Here is a 14403-nt window from a genome sequence, read left to right on the forward strand (position 1 = left end):
TTGAGAGTGTAAAATAAACTGTGTAAGTAGCTAATTCTAGATAAGTTACTTATACAGTTTTTCTCTTCGTGTAAAGAAAATTCAGATAAAATAAAAATGAAAGGATGCGAGAATATGGCAAGACAGAAAAGAGATTCTAAAACCGTCGAACTAGCGAAAACTATTCTAGAAAACTACAATCCTGAAAATGTCGATGACATGCAAGAAGCGCTAAAAGATATTTTTGGTCCCTTATTTGAACAAATGCTTCAAGGCGAAATGACCCATCATTTAGGCTACGATATTCACTCAAAACAGGAGAAAGAAACGAACAATCGAAGAAATGGATTCGGCTCTAAGAAAGTAAAAACAAGCTTTGGAGAAGTCCCTATTGATGTACCTAGAGACAGAGAAGCCACGTTTGAACCAGAACTTATTAAGAAACGTGAACGGGATGTTTCAGCTATCGAATCAAAGGTTTTGTCCATGTATGCCAGAGGCATGTCTCAAAGAGACATCGCTCATACCATTGATGATATTTATGGGTTCTCCATTTCTCACGAAATGATTTCTACAATCACCGATTCTGTTCTTCCAGAACTGGAGGAATGGCAAAATCGCCCTTTGGCGAAGTGTTATGCCTTTGTTTTTGTGGATTGTATGTATGTGACGTTAAGAGAAAATTATGAAGTCAAAGAATACGCTGTTTATACAATTCTTGGCTATGATTTAAAAGGAAAAAAAGATATTTTAGGGTTGTGGTTGAATGAAACCGAGAGTAAAAACCGCTGGATGCAGATTTTTGATGAATTGAAATCTCGCGGTGTACAGGACATTTTCTTTATGTCTATGGATGGTGTTTCTGGTCTTGAAGATGGAGCAAAATCTATTTTTCCAAAGGTGATCGTTCAACGCTGTATCGTCCATTTAGTGCGTAATGCGCTTCGGTATGTTCCTTATAAAGACTACAAGGAATTTTCTCGGGAAATGAAAAAGTTTTATGGTGCTCCTTCGTTAAAAGCTTGTCAGAGTGCTTTTGATGCCTTTCAAAAACGGTGGTCACACTACTCAGGTGCTGTAGAGGTTTGGAAACGTAATTTTTCTCATGTGGAACAACTTTATGATTATGGTAGCGCAGTGCGTAAAATTATGTACACAACAAATGCCATTGAAAGTATTCATTCTAGCTTTAGAAAAGTAACTAAAAAAGGCGCATTTCCAAATGAAACCGCCCTTTTAAAGCTTCTTTATCTACGAGTAAAAGAATTAGAAAAGAAATGGAAAGCTGGTTTTATTCCCAATTGGCCAATGGTCTTAAATCAATTAATGGCGAATGAACAGTTTTCTGAGCGCATCAACACTTATAGCTTATATATTTCCTAGTCACTGTTGCATCAAAAAAGAACATCAAATTTTCCTTTTTTGGTAAGGTTTTTTTCTTATACCCTTTTAACCGAAGGTTATTTAGGAATGGTTTAATGTTCTTTTTCGTTCTTAAATTTGTCAGTTACACACTTTAGTTGACAAACCCAATTATTTAGCTGTTTTTACTTCACTATCTTACTCAAACTTTTTTCAGTAGTAACCATTAATGATCTAAAATATCTTGATAAGTGATTGTTTTTGATTCCTGTGATTTATCTATGTCTACATGCTTATACTTTAAATTTACTTTGAATCCCAACTAGATAGATGAACAAAAAACGATCATACCCGTAATTAAAAGAAAAGGTAAACTAAATTGTAGAAACACAATTTAGTTTACCTTTCTTAATATCAAAACCTCTTACAATTCTTCACCATTACTCTTAATCACTTGCTGGTACCAATCAAATGACTTCTTCTTAGACCGTTCCAACGACCCTTGTCCTTCATTATCCTTATCCACATAGATAAAACCATACCGTTTCTTCATCTCACCAGTCCCCGCAGAAACCAAATCAATAAAGCCCCAAGGTGTATACCCGATCAACGGAATCCCATCAAACTCAACCGCTTCTTTCATCATGTCAATATGGGCTTTCAAATAATCGATCCGATATTGGTCATTGATCGTACCGTCTGGTTCAAGTTCATCGATCGCACCAAAGCCATTTTCCACAATAAACAACGGCAATTCATAACGCTCATTAAACCAGTTCATCGCATAACGCAAGCCCAACGGATCGATTTGCCAACCCCAGTCCGAAGCGTCTACATACGGATTCTTGACTAAATCTTTTGACTCATCATAATCAAAAGCAGGCCCTTTGTCATGATCTTTTATGGCAAACGACATATAGTAACTAAAACCGATATAATCCACACAACCATGCGTTAAATCAGTCAAATCCTGTTCCGTAATATCTAAATCAAACCCTTTACGAGCCAAATAGTTTTCCATAAAACTTGGATAATGACCGCGAACATGGACATCGGTAAACCAATACCGTTTTTGCATCGCACTGACAGACATCATCATATCTTTAGGATCACAAGAATACGGATAAATTGGACACATCGCAATCATACAACCAATTTGAAAAGCAGGATTGATTTCATGTCCGATTTTAACCGCTTGGGCACTGGCAACTAATTCATAGTGAGCCGCTTGATACATGATCTTCTCACGATCTTCCCCTTCTTGGTACTTGATACCAGAGTTGGTAAATGGGGCAAAGTCTTCTGCGTAATTCGCTTGATTATTGATTTCATTGAAGGTCATCCAATAAGTGACCTTATCTTTATAACGTTCAAAACAAACACGGGCAAATTTCGCAAAGAAATCGATCATTTTACGATTGCGCCAGCCGCCATATTCAGTGACTAGATGGTAAGGCATTTCAAAATGAGATAAAGTGATTACGGGTTCGATCCCATATTTTAAACATTCATCGAACAAATCATCATAAAACTGTAATCCTTCTTCATTTGGTTCTGCTTCATCGCCATTCGGGAAAATTCGAGTCCAGGCAATGGAGGTCCGGAAACAATTTAAGCCAAGATCAGCAAACAATTTTACATCTTCTTTATAATGATGATAAAAATCGATGGCTTCGTGATTCGGGTAATTTTCACCTGGTAACACACCATCCGTGATCCTTCTAGGAACACCATGGGCACCTACAGTCATAACGTCAGCAACGCTAACTCCTTTACCACCTTGATCCCAACCGCCTTCTAATTGATGAGCCGCCACAGCGCCGCCCCATAGGAAATTTTCTCTTAAAATTGACATATAATCTTCTCCTTACAACAGTTACTATTTTTTTGGGAATAGAGAATTCTTTGGTTAAATACAACTAAATGCTTAACTATCCCATCACAGCTAGGAGGAATTATTTGAACGGATCAGCTGTGTAGGGATGTTTAAGTCATTTTAAAACGAATTTTTAAGCCTCAGCTTCGATTTTTTCTAATACTTCTTCTGTAACAGGTTGATTTGTTTCTTGTGCATAGTTGATGGCATCCATTTTTCTAGCGAAAGGAAGGTAAATAAAGAATCCTAATGTTAAAACAAATACTTGGAGTAACGCTGCTTGCCAACCGCCAACTAATAATCCAGAGATGATCGGAGGTGTTGTCCAAGGTACTTGAACCGCTGTAAATAAAGGAACTAAGCCAGTATATAAAGCAAAGTAAGTAATGACCGAAGAGACAACAGGCGTCAAGATAAATGGAATCGCCATGATCGGGTTCATTACGATCGGAGTAGCAAAGGTAATTGGTTCATTGATATTGAACACTGCAGGTCCAATTGATAGACGACCCAATTGCTTGAATTGTGCTGATCTTGCAAAGAACACCATATAAACTACTAATCCAAGCGTCATACCAGCCCCTGTTACGGTTAAAAATTGATCTAAGAATTGCTGCGTAACGATGTGACCGCCGTTTGCTACGGTTAGCTGTTTACCAGAATTGATAATGTCTGTATTTTCTAAAGAGTTCGCTTGTAAAATCGGTCCCATGATCCCACCGACGATCGTTGAACCGTGAACGCCGAAGAACCAGAATAAAGGAACTAAGAAACCAAGTACTAATGCACCGCCTAAAGAATCAGTCACACCTTGAAGTGGAGATTGTAAGACGTCGTAAATGAAGTCAAAGAATGTTGTTTTAAAGACTTTATCAAAGAAAATATAAACAAACATTGCGCCAGTGATCAAAGCCGCAGCTGGAATCAAGGCAGTAAATGAGTTTGCTACGTTTTCAGGAACTGCTTCAGGTAATTTGATCCGAATATCATGACGTAAAAACCAGCTGTAAACCCAACCGACGATCAATCCAACGATAATCGCTGTGATCATTCCTTTGCCCGCTGTCCAGTCTTTGTTGATGATGTTGCCAATCGTGATCCCGCTGTCTACATCTGTGACTTCAGGCGACATGAATAAAATAAAGACAACAAGAGAAATCATTCCAGCAGGTAACCCTTCAAAGCCTTCTGTCTTTACATATGAGTAGGCGATCCCAATAACGGCAAAGACTGACATGATGGCAAAAGATGCACCGTAAGCCTGATTAAAATAGATAACTAAACCACTATCGGTGATCCATTTAGCAACTGATTCGATTGGTAGGTTGGCTAATAATAAGAAAATCGATCCGACAATTGTAAATGGCATAGTATATAACATACCATTTCTTAAAGCTGTAATTGCTTTAGTATTAACGAATTTTAAAACGGGTGGTAGAACTTTTTCATTGATCCATTCATTCATTCTAAACCTCTCCTTTGTTTAACTAAAGTAATAGAAAATAATTGCGTAGCGTCGTATTTCAATAAAGCGGCCGTTTTTATTTGAATAAATTGAATACGTTTACATATTTACTATAAAGCAGATGTAAACGTTTTAAAATGGTTTTGGTACACTCAGAAACATGTACCGAGTAAAAAAACAAATCAATCAAATATACGCTCTAAAAATAAATTAAAAAACAATTTATTTTTAGGGCGTATGTTTATTTACGAATAGCGGGTATTTTTAATGTAATTTTTTTATGCTCAAAATCGAGTAGTTGAATAATGGTTGTTCCGCAGATACTATAGTCCTTGGATTGATAAAGCTCACCGTAACTTGCAGCGATAAACTGATCGATATCCGCCAACGTCTCCCAAGCTCCTATGAAAATAGTATAATCACCAGCGTCTACTGTAAAGGTGCGACTTCCTTCACGATCTTCAACAAGATATCTGTAAGTACCATTCCGCTCATCAGGATCATTGATGATGATTGCGCGAATATTTTTTTTATCATTAGGCAAAAGTTCTAATTTTTGATTATTCACTTCAGCAAAATCTTCAGGTGTTTTAGGAATAGCAAATTTGTATAGTTTTCCAGTAATTACTTCGTTTTCTAAAAATTCGATACTAAAAGACATGAAACCTCACACTCCTTCTTTATAATAGTCTAGATATCGGTTCATTCCTCAATGATATTTCGTTTTTAACACACAGCAGACTTTCTGTAAAAACCATAGCAACTCTTTCATTTTTTGTCAAAACTTCGATCGTTTGATCAGCTTTAACTAATTTAGTCAGGTATGTCCTTTTGTTGTTCAGCTGTTTTAGAAAATTCTTTACTGGCTTGATGAGCAAGTAGTTCTATGAGCGCGATAACTGGAATTTGCGTGGTGATATTAATAGACGGATCAGTATAGATCGATCGTTCATCAGGCATATAATAAGAAATGTTGTAATCAGCTAAACGAGCGATCGTTGAATGTTCATCATTGGTGATACTTAGAATTTTAGCACCCGATCGTCTAAAATCTGTCACTTGTTTGATTAACTCAGATGTTTCTCCAGAAACGGATAAAATGAGAGCTAATGTATTTTCAAATCCTCTTTGGGGGATGGGCGTAAATGGATCACTGATGCTATAAGTATTGATACCCATATTTGCAAAATAGCGACTACCATAAGTCCCTAAAATTCCACTTGTTCCGATACCGGAAAAAACAATATGGCGTGCGGATATGATCATTGTGATCGCAGGTTTCAATGTTTCATAGTAAGTTTGCTGATTCAGGCGTTTTAAAAAAGAATCAACATGAACTGTTGCAGCATAATACTGTTCAAATGACTGATGCTTATCTTGCTCTTCTTTTTTTAAAGCATATTTCAATTCTGAAAAACCATCGAATCCCATTTTTGAACAAAAACGTAAAATGGTGGAGGTAGAAACATGACAATTTACAGAAAGTTGGCGAATCGTCAACTTTGGAATAGTGTCCATATTTTCTAAGATATAGTGATAAACAAGCATTTCCAGCTCATTTAGTGATTGGACTTTTTCTAAATCAAACAAAAAGATCCCTCCTTGGTAGCTCAAACTCAGATGTATTCAATTTATATTGTACAGGAAAGAGATTCTTTTCGCTTATATTTCAATTTATGACAGTTTAAATTTTGGTTGTCGCATCATGCGACAGAAAACGCATATTTCTGCTGTTTAATTTTGTTAAAATAAATTTATCAAAGAAAGGGAGGCAATACTATGTACAGAAGTAATGGAAATTATGAAGCTTTTGCTAAACCTAAAAAACCAAAAAAAGCGGATGAAGTCTCAGCTTATTTGATCGGATCAGGATTAGCATCACTATCTGCAGCAGCATTTTTAATTAGAGATGGTCAAGTAAAAGGTGAAAAAATCCACATCTTGGAAGAACTACCAATTACGGGAGGTTCATTAGACGGCGTCTACAAGCAAGAATATGGCTTTGTTACAAGAGGCGGCCGAGAAATGGAAAGTCATTTTGAATGTTTATGGGACTTATACCGTTCAATTCCATCATTAGAGATCGAAGACGCATCTGTTTTAGATGAATTTTACTGGTTAAATAAAGAAGATCCAAATTCATCTCACTGCAGACTGATCCATAACCAAGGAGAACGTTTTCCGACTGATGGGGAACTAACACTAAGTGAAACGGCAACGAAAGAAATTCTTGCACTTTGTTTAATGAAAGAAGATCAATTACAAGATAAAAAAATTACCGATGTCTTTACAAACGAATTTTTTGAGTCGAATTTTTGGACGTATTGGTGCACGATGTTTGCCTTTGAAACTTGGCACTCAGCAATGGAGATGCGTAGATATTTGATGCGATTCATTCATCATATCGATGCGTTGGCAGATTTTTCTTCTTTAAAATTTACTAAGTACAATCAATATGAATCCCTTGTCTTGCCACTGCTTACTTATTTGAAAGATAACGGAGTGCATTTCCAATACGATACAAAAGTAGAAAATGTCATCATTGACACAAAAAACAATGAAAAAGTAGCGCAACGCATCCTTGTAACATGTGAAGGAAAAGAACAAACGATTGAATTAAGTGAAAATGATTTAGTCTTTGTAACGAATGGTTCTATTACAGAAAGTTCGACGTATGGTAATAATGATACACCAGCGCCTCCAACACATGAGCTAGGAGGAAGTTGGACGCTATGGAAGAGACTTGCACAACAAGATCCAGCCTTTGGTCATCCAGAGAAATTCTGTGAAAATTTACCTTCAGAAAGCTGGTTTGTTTCGGCGACAATTACAACCCTAGATGAAAAAATTGCTCCTTATATTGAAAAAATCAGTAAAAGAGATCCCTATGCAGGCAAAGTAGTGACAGGCGGGATCGTTCATGCGAAGGATTCAAATTGGAAAATGAGTTATACATTAAACAGACAACCTCATTTCAAGAGTCAGCCAAAAGATCAGTTAGTCGTTTGGGTTTATGCATTGTTATCTGACAAACCAGGAGATTATATTAAAAAGTCAATTACAGAATGTACAGGAAATGAAATTGCACAAGAATGGTTATACCAAATGGGTGTACCAGTAAACGAAATTGCGGATTTAGCAATTAATTCTTGTAATACAGTTCCTTGTTATATGCCATATATTACATCGTACTTTATGCCTAGAGCAAATGGTGACCGTCCATTGGTGATTCCAGAAGGATCTAAAAATTTAGCCTTTATTGGTAACTTTGCTGAAACTGAAAGAGATACTGTTTTTACAACAGAATATTCAGTCAGAACTGCGATGGAAGCTGTTTATAAATTGTTAGAGGTTGATCGAGGTGTTCCAGAAGTATTTGCGTCATCTTATGATATCAGAATGCTCTTAAAAGCTTCTTACTACTTAAATGACAAAAAAGGAATCAAAGAGCTAAAAGTACCATTACTAGCTGGATTGATCGAAAAGCACGAACTGAAAAAAATAGAGGGTACATTCATAGAAGAATTACTACAAGAGTCAGAATTACTATAAATTAACAAGAGTTTATATAGAAAAATAGGATAGATAGCTCGAGGAGGGCGTTAAATATGTATCATTCTAATGGGAATTATCAAGCATTTGCACATCCTAAAAAACCAGAAGGTGTTGAAGGAAAATCAGCGTATTTAGTTGGATCTGGTTTAGCATCGCTAGCAGCTGCTGTCTTTTTGATTCGTGACGGACAAATGCCTGGTGAAAATATTCATATCTTAGAAGAGTTATCGTTACCTGGAGGAAGTCTTGACGCTGCAGTACAACCAGAAAATGGATTTGTGATGCGCGGTGGCCGAGAAATGGAAGAACATTTTGAAACATTGTGGGATTTATTCCGCTCTATTCCATCTTTAGATACTGAAAATGCTACAGTTTTAGATGAATTTTTCTGGATAGCGAAAGAAGATCCAAGTTTTTCTCATGCTCGTGTGATTGAAAACAAAGGAACGAGAATGGCTACAGATGGACAACTTACTTTATCGAAAAAAGACATCAAAGAGGTTTTAGCATTAGTCTTAATGACTGAAGAAGAGTTAAATGATAAAAAAATTAACGAGGTATTCAGTCCAGAATTTTTTGAATCAAACTTTTGGTTATACTGGGCATCAATGTTTGCTTTTGAACCATGGGCTTCAGCGATGGAAATGCGTCGCTATCTATTAAGATTTGTGCATCATGTAGGAGCATTAGCGGACATGTCATCGTTAAGATTTACTAAATATAATCAATATGAATCGTTAGTAAAACCATTGATTCACTATCTACAAGAACATAATGTTCAATTTCAATACAATACTGTCGTCACAAATGTGGTTGTAAAAAAAGAAGAAGATAAAAAAATAGCTACTTTATTAGAGTTAGTTGTTGATGGCGTTGAACAAAATTTTTATTTGACTGAAGATGATTTAGTTTTTGTAACGAATGGCTCTATTACAGAAAGTACTACGTACGGAAGTAATCTAGCTCCAGCTAATCCTAAGCATGAATTAGGCGCTTCGTGGGTATTATGGAAAGCTTTGGCTGAACAAGACACGGATTTTGGTAGACCAGAAAAATTCTGTGAGAACATTCCAGAAGCAAACTGGGTGATTTCAGGAACCATTACGCTTACAGATGATCGTGTCTTACCATATATTGAAAATATAAGTAAGAAAAATCCTCATAGTGGATCAATTGTAACAAGTGGACCTGTCACAATTAAAGATTCCAGCTGGTTTTATGGTTATTCGATTAGTCGACAACCTGTTTTCAAAGCACAAAAACCAAATGAAACCATCGTTTGGGTATATGGTCTTTTCTCAGACAAAAAAGGCGATTTTGTGAAGAAGAACATTACGGAATGTTCAGGAATCGAATTGTGCGAAGAATGGCTTTATCACATTGGTGTTCCAACGGCTGAGATTCATGATATTGCGGCAAATGCTGCGAATACAGTACCAAGCCATATGCCGTATATCACATCTTACTTTATGCCAAGAGCTGTGGGTGACCGTCCATTAGTCGTACCAAAAGGATCACAAAATTTGGCCTTTATTGGTAATTTTGCAGAAACGGATCGCGATACTGTTTTTACTACAGAATATTCGGTTAGAACGGCGATGGAAGCTGTTTATACATTGTTAAATATTGACCGTGGTGTTCCAGAAGTGTTTGCTTCCTCTTTCGATGCACGGACTGTTTTAGAAACACTTTACTATCTGAATGATCAAAAAGGACTGGCTGAAATGGATATGCCTTTAGTAGATCGAATTGTTGAAAAAGAAGCGTTGAAGAAAATTAGAGGAAGCTATATTGAAGAGTTATTAAAAGATGCGAATTTAATTTAAAAAAACGATTTTTACAAATGAGTAAGAAAAAAGAATGAGCACTCACTACTGTTGATACATGATTGCTCGTATCTTCCCCAAAACTGTAATAAACTCATTCTTATTTTCTTGCTACTTAAAAGAGGCTAAGGTATACCTCTACGCGTTATATTCTAGCTTTAAGGAATCCGACTAAACGGTTTGAGCAACATCACTAGGACATAAAAGTATCGCTAACTGAGCAAATTCTTGCCATTTTAGCGATACTTTTTTTAGTGAACAGTTTAGTTGACTAGAAAAATAAAACTAGTACAATAAACAGTTCAGAGTATTAAAAGGATATGAAAATGTGTAAACAACTTAGGAGGAGATTTTATGATTAGAGAAGTTATCTTATATATCGCAGCAAGTGTTGATGGGTATATCGCAGAAGCGGATGGTAGCATCGACTTTTTAGGTGGCGGTATTGAAGCTGTGGAAGAAGATACTAGTTATCAAGAATTGATGAAAAAAATTGATACAGTCGTGATGGGACGAACGACATATGATCAAGTGGTGAATGAGTTATCACCAGATCAATATCCTTATGAAGAGCAGTCATCTTATATTGTTACCAGCCATCCAGAGGAAAACACTGAAAAACTGATCTTTACAAGTCAAACGCCTGTTGAGTTAATACAAGACTTAAAAGAGCAAAATGGAGAAGCCATTTGGGTCGTTGGTGGAGCTAGTATTATCGCACCATTGGTCGAAGCGAAGTTGATTGATACGTATATTCTTACGACCATACCAACAATTTTAGGTAAGGGAATTCGTCTATTTAATGAATTCGAGGGACCCGTGAATTTAAAATTTAAGCAAGTATATGAAAAAAATGATATGGTATATACAACGTATTCTAACAGGTGAATAACCACTTAGGGAGATTTATACGCCTATTTCTTCATTAGGATTACAGAGGCTGGGACATAACTCTACGAATTATATCCCAGCCTTAAGAAATCCGAATAAACAGCGAAAAAAGCAACTCCTTTGAAAATTAACAAAAAGTTTCTCCCTCATTTGGAGGAATCAAACGATGCGTGAGTCAAAAGAATGAAAATCAATCAACAGCTTCAACAAATAAAAATAGTCTGATTTGACAAAATGGAAGCGGTTTGATATTCTTTATTTTAACTTGAATGTGGAGGTGGTAATAATGTCAGACGATTCAGACGAGAGCGATTCGACACTGAATTTTAATGTTCCCTATTATTTAAAAGAATAACTTTACCTAAGTGCGTTGTCATTCAAAATGATAAGGTGCCTATTTAGCGTATCAAAATTCAATTAAATTGTGAGGAATGTGAAATGTATAAATCAGATTATCTATTGACAGCATCCGAAATCCAAAAAAAATATAGATTAGAGGATTTAGGGCAAGGCTTAAGTAAACAAACGGCAGCCCAACGTTTAAAAGAAAATGGACCGAATAAACTAAAGAGTGAAAGAACACCTAAATGGAAATTACTAATCAGACAATTTAACAACATGATTATTTATATCTTACTTCTGTCAGCCTTGTTGACTTTTTTTATGGGACATTACTCAGACTCTGTGATTATCGGTATTGTAGTGATTATCAATGCTCTGATCGGTTACTACCAAGAGTCTAATGCGTCTGATGCACTAGAAAGAATTAAAGAGCTGCTCTCCTCTGAGACAACTGTTTATAGAGATGGATTAAGAATAGATATACCAACCGAAGAATTAGTTGTAGGAGATGTTGTATTTTTAGAAGCAGGAGACAATATACCAGCTGATTTAAGAATTGTTGATACTGATAATTTAAGAATACAAGAATCTGCTTTAACAGGAGAAGCAGATTCCGTAGAAAAAACTGCCGAACCATTAGTGGATGAAAAAACGCCTTTGGCTGAACGTCTCAATATAGCATTTGCTTCAACCTCTGTAACCAATGGAAGTGGATTAGGTATAGTTATTGCGACTGGAGAAAATACGGAAATTGGTAAAATTTCAAAAGAAGTGAATGAGGTAAAAGAACGAAAAACACCTCTAATGCAAGAGATTGATCGATTGGGTAAGGGAATTACTTATGTGATAATGGGGGCAGCTATTTTTCTATTTATCTTCAGTTTGCTTGTTGAAACATATTCACTATCAGTATTATCGTTGGCAGTTGTTACAATGATCGTTGGTTCAATTCCAGAAGGGCTGCCCGGTACAACCTCCGTTGTTTTAGCGATGGGAGTTAGCGATATGGCTAAAAATAAACACACAATCGTGAAGACTTTGCCTGCAGTAGAGACACTTGGATCAGTGGATGTTATAGCTACTGATAAAACAGGAACCTTGACGAAAAATGAAATGACGGTCACAGACATCATAATTGATGATACAACTTATCAAGTTTCAGGTAACGGGTATGAACCAAAAGGGGATATTATGGAATCAGGTCATCGCTCGGAATTAACACACTTGTTAAAACTGTTTTTAGAAGCAGGATTTGAGGCAAATGATACTGTTTTAACGTGTGATGATGGGATCTGGGGAATCAACGGGGAACCTACCGATGGATCGTTTTTAACTTTATATCACAAAGTATTTCCAATCGAACAGCGTCCAGATTACAAAGAACTTGATATGCTCCCTTTTGATTCGGATTATCGTTATATGGCAAAATTAGTAGAAAATAAGCAAAAAGAACGTATCCTTTTCATTAAAGGATCTCCAGACAAATTATTTCCTATGGCACAAGCTGTAGAGAACGACTTTCCGTTAGAGAAGTGGAATCAGCGAGTTAAAGCATTATCCGAGCAAGGGAAGCGAGTAGTCGCTGTTGGGTATAAAAAAGTTTCATCTACTACAGATGAAGTAACGCACGACTTATTGAAGGATGGGATTCAGTTGATCGGCCTAGCCGGAATTATCGACCCGCCTCGTGAAGAAGTTATTGATTCTTTAGCAGATATGAGAAAAGCAGAGATTGATGTGAAAATGATTACAGGAGATCATCCATTAACTGCCAAAACTATAGGTGAACGTTTAGGTTTAGCCCCAGTAATCAATGTTATTACAGGACCAGAGATAGATGAGTTATCATTTGAACAATTAAAAAAAGTAGTCTTAAATCACCAAGTTTTTGCTCGCACAACGCCTACAAATAAATTAGAAATTGTGGAAGCTCTGCAGGCAAATGGAAGAGTAACTGCGATGACCGGTGATGGTGTTAATGATGCGCCTGCGTTAAAAAGAGCAGATATAGGTGTTGCAATGGGAATTAAAGGAACGGATGTCGCAAAAGATTCTGCTGATATGATTTTAACAAACGATAATTTTTCAACAATATCTGTTGCGATTCGGGAAGGACGCCGAATTTACGACAATATCAAAAAAAGTATTTTGTTTCTGTTACCTACATCTTTTGCGGAAGGTTTAATTATTGCCTTTACTATTATGATGCAAAAGGAGATGCCTTTACAACCCACTCAATTACTATGGATTAATATGGTTTCAGCAATTACGATTCAATTTTCGTTTATATTTGAACCTGCTGAAGAGGGGATTATGAGTAGAAAACCACGAAAAACTGGTGGGACTTTGCTAAATCGCCATGATATTATTCAAATGGCCTATGTCTCGATATTAATCGCTTTGATCAGTTTATTGTCATATGATTGGCTAATCAATGAAGGAGCCAATCAGGCCACTGCAAGTACTATGATGGTGAACATCATTGTGATGTGTAAAATCTTCTATTTATTTAACATTCGAACAGCTAAACTAATTTTTTCAAAAGATTTTTTAAGCAATCCAATGGTTTTTAAAATTATTGGAGTAATGCTATTTTTCCAAGTTATTTTAACTTACGTTCCTTTTATGCAAGTCGTTTTTCAAACAGAAGGACTTACAGTTTTAGAATGGGGAATCACTATATTGGCTGGAATATGTGTTTTACTCGTTACGGAGATTGATAAAATGTTTCGGATTCAGAAGAAAAAATCTAAATAAGTGACTAAAATCTAGGGATTATTGGTTTATTAAATAGGATACAAAAAATGAATTTAAGTTACTTATTCAAATAATTTTTTTGAGTGAGACATAACGCTTTGAGTCATATTCCATTCACCTGGAACTCCTATAAATGGTGGGATCAGAAGCAATCCTTTCGAAAATAAGCTGAAATTCATGAGAATTGCTCGTCAAATTTCATGAATTCATTCTTATTTTTTCGGGATTAGACACTTCTGTCCCATCCTTTTTTATGAAAGACTATTAGTGAAATTTGTCAGAAAAATTTAAGAATAAAGACATGTAGGTCATTTCATCGAGTTAGATAAAGAAGTTTTGTATATTGAGAG

General features: G+C 36.1%; 9 protein-coding genes. 5 read left to right on the forward strand and 4 right to left on the reverse strand.

Features of this window, described 5'->3' with window-relative positions; genetic code table 11:
- The first annotated feature begins 114 nt into the window (after window positions 1-114).
- The gene (locus AC4BC4_RS03015) at window positions 115-1362 is read left to right on the forward strand and encodes an IS256 family transposase (RefSeq protein WP_438755885.1); all 1248 of its coding nucleotides are present in this window, start codon (window positions 115-117) and stop codon (window positions 1360-1362) included.
- 403 nt (window positions 1363-1765) lie between these two features.
- Here AC4BC4_RS03015 and AC4BC4_RS03020 read toward each other — a convergent pair whose 3' ends face one another.
- From AC4BC4_RS03020 to AC4BC4_RS03035, 4 genes are all read right to left on the reverse strand, one after another.
- On the reverse strand, window positions 1766-3196 hold the full coding sequence (locus AC4BC4_RS03020) for a 6-phospho-beta-glucosidase (protein WP_490476734.1): 1431 nt from the start codon (window positions 3194-3196) through the stop codon (window positions 1766-1768).
- Between the two features lie 154 nt (window positions 3197-3350).
- Complete coding sequence (locus AC4BC4_RS03025; protein WP_438757264.1) at window positions 3351-4682, reverse strand: PTS sugar transporter subunit IIC; 1332 nt, start codon at window positions 4680-4682, stop codon at window positions 3351-3353.
- 241 nt (window positions 4683-4923) lie between these two features.
- On the reverse strand, window positions 4924-5343 hold the full coding sequence (locus AC4BC4_RS03030) for a hypothetical protein (RefSeq protein WP_438757263.1): 420 nt from the start codon (window positions 5341-5343) through the stop codon (window positions 4924-4926).
- 152 nt (window positions 5344-5495) lie between these two features.
- The gene (locus AC4BC4_RS03035; RefSeq protein ID WP_438757262.1) at window positions 5496-6272 is read right to left on the reverse strand and encodes a MurR/RpiR family transcriptional regulator; all 777 of its coding nucleotides are present in this window, start codon (window positions 6270-6272) and stop codon (window positions 5496-5498) included.
- 189 nt (window positions 6273-6461) lie between these two features.
- On the opposite strand from AC4BC4_RS03035, the gene AC4BC4_RS03040 reads away from it, so the two are divergent.
- From AC4BC4_RS03040 to AC4BC4_RS03055, 4 genes are all read left to right on the forward strand, one after another.
- Window positions 6462-8234: an oleate hydratase gene (locus tag AC4BC4_RS03040; protein ID WP_490476735.1), complete on the forward strand. Its 1773-nt coding sequence runs from the start codon at window positions 6462-6464 to the stop codon at window positions 8232-8234.
- Between the two features lie 56 nt (window positions 8235-8290).
- Window positions 8291-10063, forward strand: a complete 1773-nt coding sequence (locus tag AC4BC4_RS03045) for an oleate hydratase (protein ID WP_490476736.1) — start codon at window positions 8291-8293, stop codon at window positions 10061-10063.
- Window positions 10064-10417: 354 nt separating this feature from the next.
- The gene (locus tag AC4BC4_RS03050; RefSeq protein WP_490476737.1) at window positions 10418-10951 is read left to right on the forward strand and encodes a dihydrofolate reductase family protein; all 534 of its coding nucleotides are present in this window, start codon (window positions 10418-10420) and stop codon (window positions 10949-10951) included.
- 441 nt (window positions 10952-11392) lie between these two features.
- Window positions 11393-14053: an HAD-IC family P-type ATPase gene (locus tag AC4BC4_RS03055; RefSeq protein ID WP_490476738.1), complete on the forward strand. Its 2661-nt coding sequence runs from the start codon at window positions 11393-11395 to the stop codon at window positions 14051-14053.
- Window positions 14054-14403 lie beyond the last annotated feature (350 nt).

This window comes from Enterococcus sp. AMC1086 (genome assembly GCF_058216575.1).